A 15,767-nucleotide genomic window follows, 5' to 3' on the forward strand; every position below is an offset into this window, starting at 1 on the left:
CGGCCTACCCCTTTCGAGGTATCGCACGCCGGATTTCACGCCTGTCGGATCGTCCTTTTACAGGGCGCGGCCCTCTGTGAGGTACCGCGCCCCGGACATCCTCTCCCGAAGCGGTTTAGCCGCGGCCGAGGGCCGTTTTCATGAGGCCCATCTGCTTGCGGTAGAGATTGGTCATGGCCGCAAAGTCGGCCTGGACCTGCCCCAGGGTAAGCAACTGGTCTTCCAGCGTGACATTGTTGCCGTCCGGCTTGGTTTCGGTTGTGTCGCCGTCCAGCACGACATGGCTGCCGGCCAGGGGCGGGCGGGCGCCGAGCGCGGCCATGCCGCTGGACAGCTCCACTTTCGGCCGGGAGACGCGGGGCGTACCCGCTACGCCATATTGCGAGACGAGCGAGGAGAAGTCCGGCGCATCCACGGTCCGCGCCTTGAACCCGGGCGTCTCGTTGTTGGCGATGTTCTCGGCGATCACACGCTGGTGCTCGGCCATGTATTTCATGGCCTGGCCCATGCCATCGAAAATAGGAGGAAGAGAAGACATGAAGGTTTACCTCAGGAACCGGTAAGCCGCGACAAGGCGGCCTGGTAGTTGGCGAGCTGTTTCTGCTGGTAGACCGTGCCGCCGCCGGTAATCGCGCCGTCCACCAGGGTCGCCTTCGACGAGTCCCAATAGAGCGAGCGATAGGCGGTCTGGGTCATGGAGAGGGCCGACTTGATCTGGGCCAGCGCGACTGCAGCCGTCTTGGCATCCTTCACCGACAGGGTCGTGGCGAGGCCCAGGCTGTAAGTGCCGCCGGGCGTGACCTTGGGCGCATCGGCATCGGGTGCCTTGGAAGCGACCAGGCGTACAGGGTCTATGCCCAGTTTGGACAGGGCATCCTTGTTGTCCGGACCGGAACCGAGTTCGACCTGGTAGCCGGACTTCACCTGGATCTTGAGCGTCGTCTGGCCGTTGACGCGCGGGGTGGTGATGGTGGCCTTGGTGCCGGTGATCTTCTGGATTTTCTGCGCCAGCGAGACCATCGTCTCGTCCTTGCCGATGGTGATGGTGCGCGTGGCCCCGCCATCGACGCGGATCGTGAACTTGTCGCCCGCCTGCAGGTTGGTTTGCGAGGAAAGGGTGGTCGATTCCTGCTCGTTCAATGTGCCGCGGTTGAGGCCCAGCGCGCCCAGCACCGTGGAGCCGCCCGCCACGGCGGAGATCTTCACCGGCTCCGTGGTCGAGGTATACATGCCCCACTGCGAAATCTTCTCGATCGCGCCGGTGGAAGCATCGATCCGCGCGACGAAGCCGTCGACAGTGCCGGACTTCGTTCCCGACAGGTCTCCCGCCGTGCGGCCGCCGACATAGAGCGTGCCGTTCAGATACGTGACGCTGTCGGCCTGGTCGGTGGCCGACGTGCCGATATACGTCGTGCTGGCCGAGGACAGGGCGGCATCGATGCGGGTGACGAACGCGTCCTGTCCGCCACTGATGCTGTTGACCTGCGTGCCGCTTACCGCCGAACTCGTGGTGCCGACGACGGCAATCTCGCCGCTGTCGGACACGGCGATGGCGCGTGCGGAAACCTTGCCGAGCGTGATCGAGCCGAGATCGGTGGAGAGCGAGGTAGAGTCGATCCGATGGATCGTGGCCACGCCGCTTTCGCTGGTCAGGGCAAGGAGGTTGCCGTCGTTGTCGATGGCGAGCGAGGTGACGGAATCGAGGCCGCCGCTGTCGATCGCGCGGCGTTCCTGAAGTTTGCCGGTCGCATCGAGCTTGGCGATGAACGCATCGCCGCCGCCCGTCGATGATTTGCCCGCGACATAGATGCTGCCATCGTCGCCCACGGTCACGGCGCTTGCGGTTTCGTTACCGACCTGCCGGATGACGGTGGCGGAAAGCTGGTCGCCCTTGATGTTGTAGCGCGCGACCAGCATGTCGGTCTGGCTGTCGTCGCCGCCGTTGTAGGCACCGTCGACCGTGCCGGCGACCACGATGTCGCCATTGGCGGCAATGCTGACGGCGGCGCCCTGCGCGCTGCCCGCGGCGCCCAGGCTGCGCTGCCATACGACATTGCCCTCGCTGTCTACCTTGGTGAGGAAGAGATCGTCGGAGCCGTCCGAGATGCGCGTGCCGACATCGCCGGCCGTGGTGCCGACGACATAGCTGAAGCCCTCGGAATCCGTCGCGATCGCCTTGGCCTGGGTGGCCGCGGCGACCGTATAGTCCTTGTCCTCGTCGTCAGTGGAGGATGCGTTCGCCTTGGCGTCTGCCGTGGCGGTGCCGTCTACCGCGTTGAGCTTGCTCAGGCGCTGCCAGGACAGGGAATCGTCCAGGTCTTCCACCCGGTACACGCGCGCAGCGGTGGCGGCATCCTTCGCGGTCTCGCCGCTGGCCACCATCAGTGCGTCGCCGCCGCCAACCTGGTCGATGGCGACTTTCTCGCTGCCCGCCGGATTGAAGACGAGCCCCCATTTGCCGTCGTTCTTTTCGACGGTGAAGTTCGACTTCCACTTGCTGATCGGGTCGCCATTGGCATCGACCGCGGGATTGCCGCTGGTGTCCAGTGCCTGGCTGCTGCCGATGGCGGCATTGAGCGCGGCTGCGACAGAATCGAGCGTGGGCGGCTGTGTCGTTGCCGAAAGGTCGACGTTGACGGTCTCGGTGGTGCTGCCCTTGGTCAGCTTGATCTGCAGCACTTCGCTGCCGGTCATGCCGGAGATGGCCGCATTGCGCGTGGCCGATACGCCTTCACCGATGACCGCGCCGCTGGAGTTCGTGGACTTGATCGCGACGGAAGTGGCGTTGCTGGTCTTCGATCCGAAATAGAGCGAGACGAGATCGGTGTCGGCCGAACCCAGGAAGGACTGAAGGTCCAGCAGCCCTTGCGCGAACGTCTTCTGGAGCGAGGCGCGTTCCGTGGACGAGGTCGTGGCCTTGGCGGCGCTTTCGGCCAGGATGCGGAGCCGGTCGAGCGCCTTGTAGGTGGTGAAGGCGGTCTGGACATCCGGCAGATCGCCCAGCGAGCTGTCCTTGGTGGTGTCCACCAGCGACAGCATCCGCTTGAGCGCGACGATCTGGGCGCTGACCGGGCGGGTATCGGCGGCTTCCTGCCAGGGCGGTGTCGTTTCCGGCGTGGCGAGGGTGAAGGCCTTCTTGGCCTTGAGAACGGCAGCGCTGTCCAGGGCGGCGAGGGAGGACGACAGGGCGGAATAGGCACTGGTGCCACCCAGAACCGACAGTCCGATCAACCCGTTGTTTATATTTATCGTCAATTCTGTCTCCATCGGGCGGTTGCGCAAGCCTTCCTCCTATAAATAGAAGGAACAGCGCCCAAACCGTGCGGAATTGAGCAATTTTTCGGGGGTATCGAAGTGACGATGATGGCCGCGGTGGCTGAGCCGCCGGAGCTCAAGAAATACTCGGGAATTCAGCGCGCTGCCGCGTTGATGCTGGCCCTTGGACGCGACCATGGCGGTCCGATCTGGGAACAGCTGACCACCGAGGAAATCAAGGAGCTGTCTTCCACGATCGCCCAGCTCGGCCGGGTGCCCGCAGTCGTCGTCGAGCACCTGCTCGTCCAGTTCTCGGGCGAAGTGGCGAGCATGGCGACGCTGCATGGCTCCTACGAGACCACCGAAAGGCTGCTGGAAGGCATTCTCTCGGCGGACCGCGTGAAGGAGATCATGGAGGACATCCGCGGTCCTTCCGGCCGCACGATGTGGGACAAGCTGTCCAACGTCAGCGAGGCCGTGCTCGCGGGTTACCTCAAGAACGAATATCCGCAGACCGTCGCGGTGATCCTGCACAAGCTGCGCCCGGACCATGCCGCGCGCGTGCTGTCCGAACTGCCGCGCGATTTCGCGACCGACGTGGTCATGCGCATGCTGCGGATGGATACCGTGCAGAAGGACGTGATCGTCCAGGTGGAGCAGACGCTCAAGAGCGAGTTCATGACCAACCTGTCGCGCGCCCAGCGCCGCGATCCGCACGAGACCATGGCGGAACTGTTCAACGCGCTGGACCGCTCGACCGAAGAGGCCATGCTGGGCGCGCTGGACGAGAAGGCGCCGGAATCGGCCGAACGTATCCGCGCGCTCATGTTCACCTTCGAGGATCTCGGCAATCTGCTGCCGGGGGCGATCCAGACGATCGTGCGCAATTGCAACAAGCGCGAACTGGCGCTGGCGCTCAAGGGTGCGCCGGACGAGATGAAGAAGCTGTTCTTCGGCGCCATGACCGAACGTGCCGCCAAGCTGATGCGCGACGACATGTCGGCCATGGGTCCGGTGCGCGCGCGCGAGTGCGAGGAAGCGCAGACGGCTCTGGTGCGTCTTGCCAAGTCGCTTGGGGATCGGGGCGAGATCATGCTCGTCGATCCCAAGAGCGACGACGCCATGATCTATTGATCGGTGCGATGACCTGTTTGATATCCTGCTCGTCCGGGTTAACGTACGGAACGAGCAGGGAAGATTCCGGTATCCGGTGCGCTCGCGGCTTGTGTCGCGAGCTTGCCATTTGGGGAAGCCAATGGCGTATCGGCCGAACGATTTCGAACTGTTTCATGCCTCGCGGGACCATGTCCGCGATGCGCGACCGGAAGGTCGTCCGAATTCCGAGGGTGCGGCGATGATGGAGGATCCCATGACCATTCAGCCATTCGGTTTCGACAGGATATTTCGTTTTCCGTCCAGTGAGCAGGTCGACGAACGACGACACGATGAACTGCGCGAGCACGTCGAGGAACTCCAGGCCCGTATAGAGCGCCTGCACGAGGACCACGTCGCCGAGCTGGCGCGGGCGCGGGTCGATGGCTTCGAGGCGGGCCTGGAGCAGGCGCGGGGCGAGCGGGCGGAAGCCATGCTGGCCGCCACCGATGCGCTTCATGCCTCGATCGACGATGTCGAGAGCCGTTTCGATGCAGTGATGGATCAGGTCATTGCCGAGGCCGGGGCGATTGCGCTCCAGGCCGCCGAACTGCTGGCCGGACATGCCATTGCCGCCGAGCCCGCGCGCGCCATCGACGAAGCGCTGACCCGCGCGCTCGATCAGGTTTCCCGCGATACCGCGCTGTCGATCCGCGCGAATCCGGCCATGCGTGAAGATATCGAGCGCCTTGTCGAGGAACGCCGCGCGCGCGAGCGGCGGGCGATCTCCATCGTCGTGGTCGACGACGACACGCTCCCTTCCGGCGATGCCCATATCGGCTGGGCCGAAGGCGGCCTGAACATCGACGCGGCCTCGCGCCGGGCCGCGGTCATGGCCGAACTCGCCGGTGTTCTGGGGCAGGAACCCGAAAGCGACGCCGTCTCGGCGTGAGCCGGTCCGGCGCTTGGCCGGCTTTCCGGCGCGCCGCAGACCGTCACGTTCCCGATCGGCCGGGAGCCGCTTCCACCGAAAAGAACGGGGCGCAGACAGCGTGGCAATGGCCAGCGGGACTGCGGCCTCGCTGACGGCGGCGCGCCGGTTGCGCCCCTGACTCCCCAGCCCGTCCGGCATCTGCACGGGGCCGTGTCCAGGTTCGACTACCGGCCCGGAAATTCCTGCATAAACTTTTCCTGTTCCCGGCAAGAGTTGCCTAGCGTTTATCCTATAATGTCAGGGGCGACACCAGGGGGTGACGCCGCTGACGTAAGAGGCGACTTTTGAACCCGTTGCGGAACTTTATCGAGCAGGTCGGTCCCCGCCGTGCCCTGCTGATGGGCGGCGTGGCCCTTGCCCTGCTGGCCGGGCTCGGATGGATGGCGTTTCGCAGTCCTGCGACTGAGATGGGCTATCTCTATACCGATCTCGATCCTTCGGCGGCCCAGTCGATCAGCGAGAAGCTCAAGGGCCAGAACGTGCCCTTCCAGCTCTCCGCTGACGGCTCTGCGGTCATGGCCCCGGTCGACAAGCTGGCGGAGCTTCGCATGTCGATGGCCTCCGAGCAGCTTGGCGGCAAGATCGGCTACGAAGTGCTCGATGCGGAGGAGCCTTTCGGCATCTCTTCCTCGCGCGCGAAGCTGAACGAGACCCGCGCCATCGAAGGCGAACTGGTCCGCTCGATCGAGAGCCTCGAAAAGGTCAGCAAGGCCCGCGTCCATGTCGTCATGCCGGACCACGCGATGTTCGAGACCGAACCGCGCAAGGCCAGCGCCGCGGTGACGGTGAAGACCAACGGGCGCCTTTCCAGCGAGCAGGTCCAGGCGATCCGCTACCTCGTCTCCTCGGCCGTTCCCGATCTCAATCCCGAGGCGGTTTCCATCGTCGACCAGACCGGCGCGCTGCTGGCGCGGGCGGGCGAGGGCGGCGACGCCGGTGCGGGCAATCTCGAAGACCGCCAGAACGCCGTCGAAGCGCGCCTGCGCACCGAGATCGAGGCGATGATCGAACCGATCGTGGGCCAGGGCAAAGTGCGCGCCGAAGTGGCCGCCGTGCTCGAACGCGACCAGGTGCGCGAGGAATCGGAAGTCTTCGATCCCGATACCCAGGTCGTGGCCCACACGGTCACCGTGGAATCGAACAACCAGAGCGACGAGAATTCCGCCGGAGCCGAGGGCGTGACGGTCGGCTCGCAGCTTCCCGACAACCAGGGCAACGTCAACGGCAATGGCGGCGACGCCCGCCGCTCGGCGCAGAACGAGACCTCGGAAGACACCACCTACCAGAACAGCCGCACCCAGAAGGTCGCGGTCCGCACTCCCGGCCAGGTCAAGCGCCTGACCGTGGCGGTCATGGTGGACGGTGGGCCGCAGGGCCTTCCCGCGCCGCAGGTCCAGCGCCTGCAGCGGCTGGTCGAGAATGCCGTAGGCTTCGATGCCGACCGCGGCGACAGCGTGGTGGTCGAGAACATGGCCTTCAACGCGCCGACCGATCTCGACGGCGCCGAAGGCGGCCTGCCTTTCGGCCTGACCATGGACCGCATCTTCGACGTGCTGAAGATCCTGATCGTGGGCGGCATCATCCTCTTCGCCATCCGCATGCTCAAGCCCAAGCTGGCCGAGCCGCCGCTGGTCGAAGGCGTGGTGGAGCGCCGCCTGACCGCCGAGGATGCCGAAATGATGGCCCTCAACGAGCGGGCCGCGGCCGGCGACGAGGAGGCCATCCGCCAGCTCGACGAAATGCGCGCCAACGAAGGCGAGATGCTCGACCAGGAAATTGCCCTGGCGCAAGTGGACGGGCGCATCAAGCTCTCCGCCCTGCGCCGCATCGGTGACGCCATCTCGGCCAGTCCCGGAGAATCCGCATCCGTAATCCGTCAGTGGATGAACAGTTGAAAGGTATGACCATGAGCGACGAGCTCGAGCCGCGCCAGCTGGCGCCTGCTCACCTGTCCGACGAAAACCCGAACGGCGAAGCGAGCGAGGATGCCGCAGCCGCCTGGTCTCCTCGCCCCACCACGCCGCCCACGCCCGACGACCTGCAGGCCGTGTTCGACGTGCCGGTCAAGGTCCAGGCCGTCCTGGGCCGGTCGCGGATGGACATCGGCGACCTGCTGCGCCTGAAGCCCGGCATGGTGGTGGAACTGGACCGCCGCGTCGGCGAGCCGGTGGACATCTTCGTCAACAACCGCCTGATCGCGCGCGGCGAAGTCGTGTTGATCGACAGCACGCTGGGCATCACGCTCACCGAAATCGTCCGGCAGGAGGCATGATGCCTTACTCCGAACACGATCCGACCCGGCTGATGCTGGTCGGCGACCTCGGCAACGCGATGGGCCTGGCGGTGGAGATGGTGCGCGGTTCGCCCGCCAGCATCGCCGTGGGCACCGCCAGCTCCACCGTGCTGGAGGACTGGCAGCGCGCCAAGGACGATCTCGTGGTCGTGGACATCGCGGTGAACCTGCAGGACGTGCTCTCGCGGCTGCGCGGCGAGCGGGCGAACCAGCCCGTGGCCATGGCCGTCTCCGAGCTGGTCGGGCAGAACATCGCCGATGTCGAGCGCGAGCTGATCCTCAAGACCCTGGAACATTGCCGGGGAAATCGCACTTCCGCCGCCTCGATGCTGGGCATTTCGGTCCGGACCATGCGCAACAAGCTGCGCACGTTCCTGTCCGACGGTGTCGCGGTGCCGCCCGGCCTGATCCGTCATTGACCTCCTGAAAGCCCGGTGAAGCGATGAACGCACTCGTCTCTGCAAGGCTGGACCAGTTCCTGGCCCGCCTCGGCCCCAGCCGCGATCTCGCGCTGGCGCTGGGGGTCAGCGCTATTATCGGCATGCTGATCCTGCCGATGCCCGGCTGGATGCTCGACATGGGCCTGGCCCTGTCGATCACCGCCTCGGTGCTGATCCTGATGACGGCGCTGTTCATCGAGAAGCCGCTGCAACTGTCGAGCTTCCCGACGATCCTGCTGATCGTGACGATGCTGCGCCTGGGCCTCAACCTGGCCTCGACCCGCCTGATCCTCGGTCACGGGCACGAGGGGCATCATGCGGCGGGCGGCGTGATCGCGGCCTTCGGCGAGTTCCTGATGGGCGGCGAGACCGTCATCGGCCTCACCATCTTCGCGATCCTGATCGTCATCAACTTCGTGGTCATCACCAAGGGCGCGGGCCGCATTGCCGAAGTGGCGGCGCGCTTCAGCCTCGATGCCATGCCCGGCAAGCAGATGGCGATCGACGCCGATCTCAACGCCGGCACCATCACCGAGAGCCAGGCGCGTGAGCGCCGCGCCGAGATCGAGGCCGAGAGCGGCTTCTACGGTGCGATGGACGGTGCCTCGAAGTTCGTGAAGGGCGATGCCGTTGCCGGCCTGCTGATCACGGCGATCAACATCGTCGTCGGCCTCATCATCGGCGTTGCCATCCACGGCGTGCCGTTCGGCGAGGCTTTCACCACATACACCATCCTCACGGTGGGCGACGGCCTCGTCAGCCAGATCCCGGCGCTGATCGTCTCCACGGCGGCGGGCCTGCTCGTTTCCAAGGGCGGCGTGGTCGGCAAGACCGGCGCCGCGCTGGGCGACCAGCTCGGCCGCTATCCCAAGGCCTTCGGCATCGTCGGCGTGCTGATGACGGTTCTGGCGCTGATGCCGGGCCTGCCGTTCATTCCCTTTGCCGCGATGGGCGGCATGTGCGGGTGGATGGCCTGGTCGATGTCGCGCAAGGCGCAGGCCAGCGCCGCGCAGGAGCGCATGCAGGAGGCGATGGCGCAGCAGCAGCAGATGGAAGCGCAGGCCGAGGAACCGATCTCGCGCACGCTGGCCATCGACGCGCTGCGCATCGAACTCGGCTACGGGCTGCTGCCGCTGATCAACGATTCCCAGGCCGAGCCGCGCCTCGACGACCAGGTCCGCGCGCTGCGCCGGCAGATGGCGATCGATTACGGCTTCGTGCTGCCTTCGGTCCGCATTCTCGACAATATGGCGCTTCAGCCGAACGAATATATCGTATTCGTCAAGGAAACCGAGATCGCGCGCGGCGAACTGCGCATCGGCAAGTTGCTGGTGATCAACGCCGCCGGGCAGGACATCGGCATTCGCGGCGAGCCCACCAAGGAGCCGGTGTTCCAGTTGCCGGCGCTCTGGATCGACCGCGACATGCGCCAGGAAGCCGGTTTCCGCGGGCTGACCGTGGTGGACTGCGGCACCGTGGTGACGACGCACCTGACCGAGATCGTCAAGGACAACATCGCCGACCTGCTCTCCTATACCGAGACGCAGAAGCTGCTGAACGAAGTCCACAAGGACACCGAGAAGCTGATCGCGGACCTGATCCCCAGCAAGATCTCCATCTCCGGCGTGCAGCGCGTGCTGCAGAACCTGCTGGCCGAAGGCATCTCGATCCGCGACGTGCCCACGATCCTCGAAGGCGTGGCCGAGGCGACGGCGATGACCGGCAACCTGACGCAAGTGACCGAACATGTCCGCGCGCGCCTGGCCCGCCAGATTTCGGCGCAGCAGACCTTCGACGGCGCGATCCCCATCGTCACGCTTGGCGGCGAATGGGACGAGGCGTTCGGCGAGGCCATCGTCGGCCTCGGCGACGACCGCCACCTGGCCATGGCGCCTTCGCAGCTCCAGGCGTTCATCGCCTCGGTCCGCGACACTTACGACCGGCTGGCCGGGCAGGGCGAAATCCCCTGCCTGCTGACCAGTCCGCCGCTGCGGCCCTTCGTGCGCTCGATCATCGAGCGCGTGCGCCCGGCGACCGTCGTGCTCTCGCAGAACGAGATCCATCCGCGCGCGCGGCTGCGCAGCCTCGGCACGGTCGGTTGAGCGGTCCCGTGCCAGGGGCCTGAATATAGGATCGCACGACCGGGCAGGCTGCAATCCCTCTATGATGAAGTGTTGGCCGCGGATCGTCGGCCGGGAGACGTCCTCTAATGCCGGTTTCCGTGAATTCCCTGTTCCCCATGGCCGCCGCGACGGGCGGCAGCACCTCGGGCGCCGCCGTCACCGGAGTTGCAGCCGCTGACAGCCTTGCCGGCGCGCTTGCCGGCGGGGGGGCTTTCAAGAGCGCGGAACAGGCTACCGGTTCCTTCCAGTCGCTGCTCGGCGCAGCGCAGGCGGCGCCCGCGGGTGCAGCCTCCGGCACGGTCCAGGCAGGCGCGCCAGCGACCGCAGCGACGGGCGAGGCACCGGCTGCTGCCGAGCTGATCCCGGCACCTGTCATTTCCGCCGATACGCTTGCTCAGGACGCGGCAGCCGTTGCGGGCGCCTTGCCGGCCGAGAACCTGCTGGCGAAGCCGGCGACGTCCACGCCGGGGGCCAAGCCCGCCGATGGGAGCCACGCGGCGAAAGCCGACCATATCAAGCCGCCTGTCGCGAAAGCCGAGGCAGTTCTGCCGCAGCTCTTCGCCGAGGCGGCAGCTTCGGCAGATGCAGCCCCGACCGGCGAGGCCGGCGAAGCCGCAGGTGATGCCGACCCCGCGGCGGAGGATGCCGATGCCCCGGAGGCGAAGCACCTTGACGCCGACGCTTCCGCATTGATCCCGGCCGGTCAGGCGCAAGTCCCGCAGACGCCGACGACTGCGGTGCAGCCGCAACTCGCGGTCGCGCCGCAGGCCGTGCCGGCGCCGTCCGAGGATGTGCCAGGTGAGCCCGCCAAGATCGCCACCGACGGTGAGGGCAAGGCTTCGGTGAAGCTGGCCAAAACGGGAAATGCCGGGACGTTCGCGGGGGCCGAGCGCGCAGCCGCGGAACCGGCAGGCGCTCGCAGCCAGGGCGCGGCGGCCAATGCCGCAAGCCCGGTCGATACTGCGCAGGCGCCCGATCAGGCCGCCGCCACGCCCGATGGCAATCTTTCCGCACCGCTGTTCAGCCAGACGCTGAACGCCGCCGCCAGCCGCCCCGCCGCGCTGCCTTACGCGCCCACCGCGCAGTCCGCGCCGCAGAGCGCGACCGTCGCCGTGCAGCAGGGGCAGTTCGGCAACGACATCGGGGTCGAGATCGCCCGCGCGCTCGACAAGGGCAGCGATGACCTGCTGATCCGCCTCGACCCGCGCCACATGGGCCGGATCGACGTGCGGCTCTCATTCGACCACGACGGCGTCCTGCGCGCGGTGGTCTCGGCCGACAGCGCGTCCTCGCTGGACATGTTGCGCCGCGAAAGCACCGATCTCAACCGTGCCCTGGCCGATGCCGGTGTGCGGTCCGACGGGCAGTCCCTGCGCTTCGACAGCCGTTCTGGCGGGCAGGGCGGCGGGCAGCGCTGGCAGGGCGAACAGAACCAGCGTCAGGCCCAAAGCGGCCTGTCCGACGGCTTCGGCGGGAGCGACGACCCGATCTACCGGCCTCTGCGCAGCAGCGGCCATGTCGATCTCATGGCATAAGGCACAAGAGCAATGACCACCGTTTCAGGCACCTCGTCCACCGCGACGACCGACACGACCGCGGCCTCCACTTCGGGCCTGCTGACCGATTACAACCTGTTCCTCAAGCTGCTGACCACGCAGATGACGAACCAGGATCCGCTCGATCCGATGGACACTTCGGAATATACGCAGCAGCTCGTGCAGTATTCGCAGGTGGAGCAGTCGATCCAGCAGACCGGCTCGCTCAAGGACATCCTCAGCCAGCTTTCCTCGCAGCAGATGTCGCAGGCTTCCAGCTACATCGGCCGCGAAGCGCGCTTCGATTCCCCGGTGTCCGGTCTCGGCGATGCTCCGGCGCACTGGACTTATTACGTGGACGGCACGCCCGCCGCGATGACCGCCACGATCAAGGACTCCTCGGGCGCGGTCGTCAACACCGTCACGCTCGATCCCGAAACGCAGGGTTCCTACTCGTGGGACGGTACCAAGGCGGACGGCAGCAAGGCTGCGGACGGCGCCTATACCTTCGCGGTCACGGCCACGGACAGCGCCGGCAATGCACTGGACACCACCATCAACTCGGTGGCGATCGTCAACGACGTGGTGACGGACGGCACGAACATCATGCTCGGCGTGAACGGCATCCGCATGTCGGCATCGGGCCTCGTCGCGATTGCCGCGGCCGGGACCAATATCGACAACTGAGGCCTTCCACCGGGGCTTCACGGCGCCCCGGTCCGTAAAAGAAGAACACCCCTGAACCACGCGGTTCAGGGGTGTTCTTCGTTCGGCCGGCCAAAGTCTTTTCCCATCAGGTGGAATGACCCGATGCCCCGGAAAAACGCGACAAACCGGAAACCTGAAGCACTCGATCCGACGCAGTGGGATCGAGTGCTCCGGTTCAGGCCTGGCCCACCGTGGAGCGACAATCGCTGCTGCCGATCGTGGCCGCCAGGCTGGGGCTTTCCGAGGCCTGAAGGGCCACGTCCAGCCGCGTGCAGCCCGGAATACGGTCCGGCAGCGCCAGGATCATCAGGCAATCGGCGATCGAGGGATCCTCGATCGGACCGATCAGTTCGTCCACGTCCTCATAGGACATGTCCGCATGGCTCATGCAGCGAAGCGCGGCCGCCTGCCAAAGCTGAGAAGTTGAATCAACCCTCAGTTTCAGCGAGAACCAGAACTCTTCGTGCGAAACGACATTTGGACCGGCCTCGCCGGCGCAATTCCAAGGTAAATTTTCTACCATCGCACTCTCAATAGTACAGCGAACCGAATAGATGCAGTCCGTGCCCCCGGACCTGAGAGGGAATTCCACAACCCCCGCCAGAGCAATGGCTGTAGGGGTCGACAGGACCAACTAAGGGATTTCCCGTATTCGATCGGAATTAAAGTAAATCATCTCTTACCGCGGAAAACCGGCGAGATTCCGAGAGCGATAGCGGTGTGATGCGACGTTGAAATTACAAGATAATCGATTCGCCGAGGGGGCGTGCGAGGGCGGCGTTGCGCATAGCAGCTAACGCTCCGCGAGGCGGTGAATTCTTGGTAATCGGAGGGTGGGGAGCCTTCACGAGGCTCCCGCAGGAGCTTTTCCTGCCTTCAGGGGGGCGTCGGCGGGCCTGCGAGGCGGCGGGCGCTGACGATTTTCACCATCGGCTCCAGCATCTGGCCTTTCATCACACCGTCACCCTTGGTGGCGGAGCGCGGCTCGTCCCAGATCTTGCGCACCACGTCCATGCCCGACACGACGTGGCCGAAAGCGGCGAAGCCGGCGCGGGTGTCCGGGTTGTCGGAATCCGGCTTGGCGTCGAGGGAAGGTATGTCCCCCAGCATGATCGTGAAATCGGCGGTGGCGCTGCCCGGCGCAAAGCGGGCCATGGAGATCGTCCCGGCCTTGTGGCTGATGCCGGTTATGTTGGTTGGTTCATGGGCGACGGGCGGCAGGACATTGACGCCCTGAAGCCCGCCCTGCAGCAGCCCGTTGGGCTGTTCGCCCCAGTCGATGTGCATGGCACGGTAGAAGTTCGCGCCGTCGAAGCGCTTGCTGTCTACGTATTTCAGGAAATTGGCGACGGTCAGCGGGGCGTGGGTCTTGTCGAGATCCAGCACGATGACGCCCGCGCTCGTGGTGAGTGCCACATAGACATGCTCGACAGGCGCTGCCGCCACGGGCGGTGCGGCAACCGGCGCTTCCTGGGCCAGGGCAGGGGGCACCATGGCACCCGCCGCGAAGGCCGCCACAAGAGCGAGCGATGCCCTTGCGGAAAGAGGCGCGGCCAGGAGCCGGAATGCCGGGTTCACGGGCCGCGCCTTCATCATCGGATCAGCGTACCCGCGGGCCGCCGAAGGGCAGGGGCGGAGGGGGACGGCGCGCGCCGCGCGGCAGCTGGGCCTGATAGGCCCGGCCGCAGTGCTCGACGCAATAAGGGAACCCGGGGTTCACCTTGTCTCCGCAGAAGTGGAAGTCGGGCTCGCCCGGGTGACCCATCGGCCAACGGCAGACGCGGTCGTTGAGGTCGAGCAGGCTGGTCTTGTCGGCGATTTCCGCGCTCGGCTTGGCCGGTACCAGGCGGCGCGGCGGCGCCGGCGGGATCGGCTGCTGCTGGTCGCCAGGGCCCTGACGCAGGAAGCCGCCAGGACCGACCGAGACCACGCGCGGGCCCTTGGGGGCAGGCGCGGGAGCGGCATCGTCGGCGGCAACCGGCGGCGCGGCGGGTTCCGGCGCGCGCGGAGCAGGCGCGGCGGCCGGCTGCGGCGCCGCAGCGCGTACCACCGGGGCTTCGGCCTGAGGCTCGGGCGCAGCGGGCGCTGCTTCCACCGGCTTCGGCTTCTTGGGGGCAGGCGCCGGGCGCGCGGGCTTCTCGTTGGCCTTCACCGGCGAAGGGCGTGCCTTGAGGCCGAGGCGGTGGGCCTTGCCGATCACTGCATTGCGGCTCACGCCGCCAAGCTCGTCCGCGATCTGGCTGGCGGTGGCACCACCTTCCCACATCTTGGTCAGCTTCTCGATCCGCTCGTCCGTCCAGCTCATTCGTGTTCCATCTCTTCATCGGGCGACCTGAGAATCGCCAAAATTCCGTGGCGCGGCTTGCCTTGGAAAGCCGCAGCCGATACTCGCCGGTCCATGCCCGATCAAACGAATTCGACCGAACTGCCGACGTCCGACGGGATCGCGCCCGCCGCAATTTCGGCGCGCCATTTCCCGGCGAAGGGAGAAGCCCTGATCCACCAGGTGAACTGGGAGGGGCTCAAGACGCTTTATATGAAGGAGGTGCGGCGCTTCTTCAAGGTCCAGACCCAGACGATCTGGGCACCGGCGATCACGACGATGCTGTTCCTCGTCATCTTCACGGTCGCGCTGGGGCGCGGAGGCCGGGAAGTGCTCGGAGTCAACTTCGCCACTTTCGTGGCACCGGGCCTCATCGTCATGGGGATGATGCAGAACGCCTTCGCCAATGCCAGCTTCTCTTTCCTGGCCGGGAAGATCCAGGGCACCATCATCGACTACCTGATGCCGCCGCTGACCGAAGGCGAACTGATGCTGGCCATGACCGGCGCCGCCGTGACCCGCGCCTTGCTCGTCGGCCTGGCGCTGACCGCGGCGATGATGCTGTGGCCCGGCGTCGACTTGTCCATGGCGCACCCCTGGGCTGTCGTATGGTTCGGCCTCACCGGCTCGATCTTCCTCTCGCTGCTGGGCCTGCTGTCCTCGATCTGGGCGGAGAAGTTCGACCACAACGCGGCCGTCACCAATTTCGTGATCGCCCCGCTCTCGCTGCTGTCCGGCACGTTCTACGTGATCGACAACCTGGCCCCCGCCTTCCAGGTGGTCAGCCGTCTCAACCCGTTCTTCTATGTGATCTCGGGCTTCCGCTTCGGCTTCCTGGGTGTCAGCGACATTGGCGACACCAACATGGCAGTGCTGCACAGCGCGCTGGGCATGGGCCTGCTCGACGCGGTGCTGGCAGCGATCGTCTACATGGTCCTGCGGTCGGGCTGGAAGATCAAGGGCTGACCGCCTGGCGCTTCAAGGTCTTCGAAAACCCCGGTCGG

The 15,767-nt window shown here is 66.1% G+C and carries 14 protein-coding genes; 9 read left to right on the forward strand and 5 right to left on the reverse strand.

Annotated elements, in window-relative coordinates; genetic code table 11:
• Positions 1–115: 115 nt before the first annotated feature.
• On the reverse strand, positions 116–538 hold the full coding sequence (locus EDF57_RS09895) for a flagellar biosynthesis protein FlgB (RefSeq protein WP_132268651.1): 423 nt from the start codon (positions 536–538) through the stop codon (positions 116–118).
• An 11-nt stretch (positions 539–549) separates the two neighbouring features.
• Positions 550–3,255, reverse strand: coding sequence for an SBBP repeat-containing protein (locus EDF57_RS09900; RefSeq protein WP_134094048.1), 2,706 nt, complete (start codon positions 3,253–3,255; stop codon positions 550–552).
• Between the two features lie 99 nt (positions 3,256–3,354).
• Here EDF57_RS09900 and EDF57_RS09905 point away from each other — a divergent pair, with 99 nt between their 5' ends.
• The 8 genes from EDF57_RS09905 (at position 3,355) to EDF57_RS09940 (ending at position 12,419) form a co-directional block, all read left to right on the forward strand.
• Positions 3,355–4,389, forward strand: a complete 1,035-nt coding sequence (locus tag EDF57_RS09905) for a flagellar motor switch protein FliG (RefSeq protein WP_132268655.1) — start codon at positions 3,355–3,357, stop codon at positions 4,387–4,389.
• A 121-nt stretch (positions 4,390–4,510) separates the two neighbouring features.
• Positions 4,511–5,299 (forward strand): FliH/SctL family protein, encoded by a 789-nt coding sequence (locus tag EDF57_RS09910; RefSeq protein WP_243840985.1) that lies wholly within the window; start codon positions 4,511–4,513, stop codon positions 5,297–5,299.
• 380 nt (positions 5,300–5,679) lie between these two features.
• Positions 5,680–7,236, forward strand: a complete 1,557-nt coding sequence (gene fliF / locus EDF57_RS09915; RefSeq protein WP_207913063.1) for a flagellar basal-body MS-ring/collar protein FliF — start codon at positions 5,680–5,682, stop codon at positions 7,234–7,236.
• 11 nt (positions 7,237–7,247) lie between these two features.
• Positions 7,248–7,613, forward strand: coding sequence for a flagellar motor switch protein FliN (fliN, locus tag EDF57_RS09920; RefSeq protein WP_207913050.1), 366 nt, complete (start codon positions 7,248–7,250; stop codon positions 7,611–7,613).
• Positions 7,613–8,053, forward strand: a complete 441-nt coding sequence (locus EDF57_RS26205) for a helix-turn-helix domain-containing protein (protein WP_134094049.1) — start codon at positions 7,613–7,615, stop codon at positions 8,051–8,053. Before fliN ends, EDF57_RS26205 begins: the two co-directional genes overlap by 1 nt.
• A gap of 23 nt (positions 8,054–8,076) precedes the next feature.
• The gene (gene flhA, locus EDF57_RS09930) at positions 8,077–10,176 is read left to right on the forward strand and encodes a flagellar biosynthesis protein FlhA (protein WP_132268663.1); all 2,100 of its coding nucleotides are present in this window, start codon (positions 8,077–8,079) and stop codon (positions 10,174–10,176) included.
• Between the two features lie 119 nt (positions 10,177–10,295).
• A complete protein-coding gene (locus EDF57_RS09935; protein ID WP_134094050.1) occupies positions 10,296–11,732 on the forward strand; it encodes a flagellar hook-length control protein FliK in 1,437 nt (478 codons plus the stop codon).
• A gap of 12 nt (positions 11,733–11,744) precedes the next feature.
• Positions 11,745–12,419 carry a flagellar hook capping FlgD N-terminal domain-containing protein gene (locus tag EDF57_RS09940; RefSeq protein ID WP_134094051.1) on the forward strand — a complete coding sequence of 225 codons (675 nt, stop codon included), beginning with the start codon at positions 11,745–11,747 and terminating at the stop codon, positions 12,417–12,419.
• Positions 12,420–12,615: 196 nt separating this feature from the next.
• Here the strand turns inward: EDF57_RS09940 and EDF57_RS09945 are convergent, their stop codons facing one another.
• From EDF57_RS09945 to EDF57_RS09955, 3 genes are all read right to left on the reverse strand, one after another.
• Complete coding sequence (locus tag EDF57_RS09945) at positions 12,616–12,828, reverse strand: hypothetical protein (RefSeq protein ID WP_132268669.1); 213 nt, start codon at positions 12,826–12,828, stop codon at positions 12,616–12,618.
• 488 nt (positions 12,829–13,316) lie between these two features.
• Complete coding sequence (locus EDF57_RS09950) at positions 13,317–13,934, reverse strand: peptidylprolyl isomerase (protein WP_243840994.1); 618 nt, start codon at positions 13,932–13,934, stop codon at positions 13,317–13,319.
• Positions 13,935–14,040: 106 nt separating this feature from the next.
• Complete coding sequence (locus tag EDF57_RS09955) at positions 14,041–14,745, reverse strand: GcrA family cell cycle regulator (protein WP_132268672.1); 705 nt, start codon at positions 14,743–14,745, stop codon at positions 14,041–14,043.
• Between the two features lie 93 nt (positions 14,746–14,838).
• Here EDF57_RS09955 and EDF57_RS09960 point away from each other — a divergent pair, with 93 nt between their 5' ends.
• On the forward strand, positions 14,839–15,729 hold the full coding sequence (locus EDF57_RS09960; protein ID WP_132268674.1) for an ABC transporter permease: 891 nt from the start codon (positions 14,839–14,841) through the stop codon (positions 15,727–15,729).
• Positions 15,730–15,767 lie beyond the last annotated feature (38 nt).

The sequence above is a fragment of the Novosphingobium sp. PhB55 genome (assembly GCF_004368805.1).
GTDB lineage: Bacteria > Pseudomonadota > Alphaproteobacteria > Sphingomonadales > Sphingomonadaceae > Novosphingobium.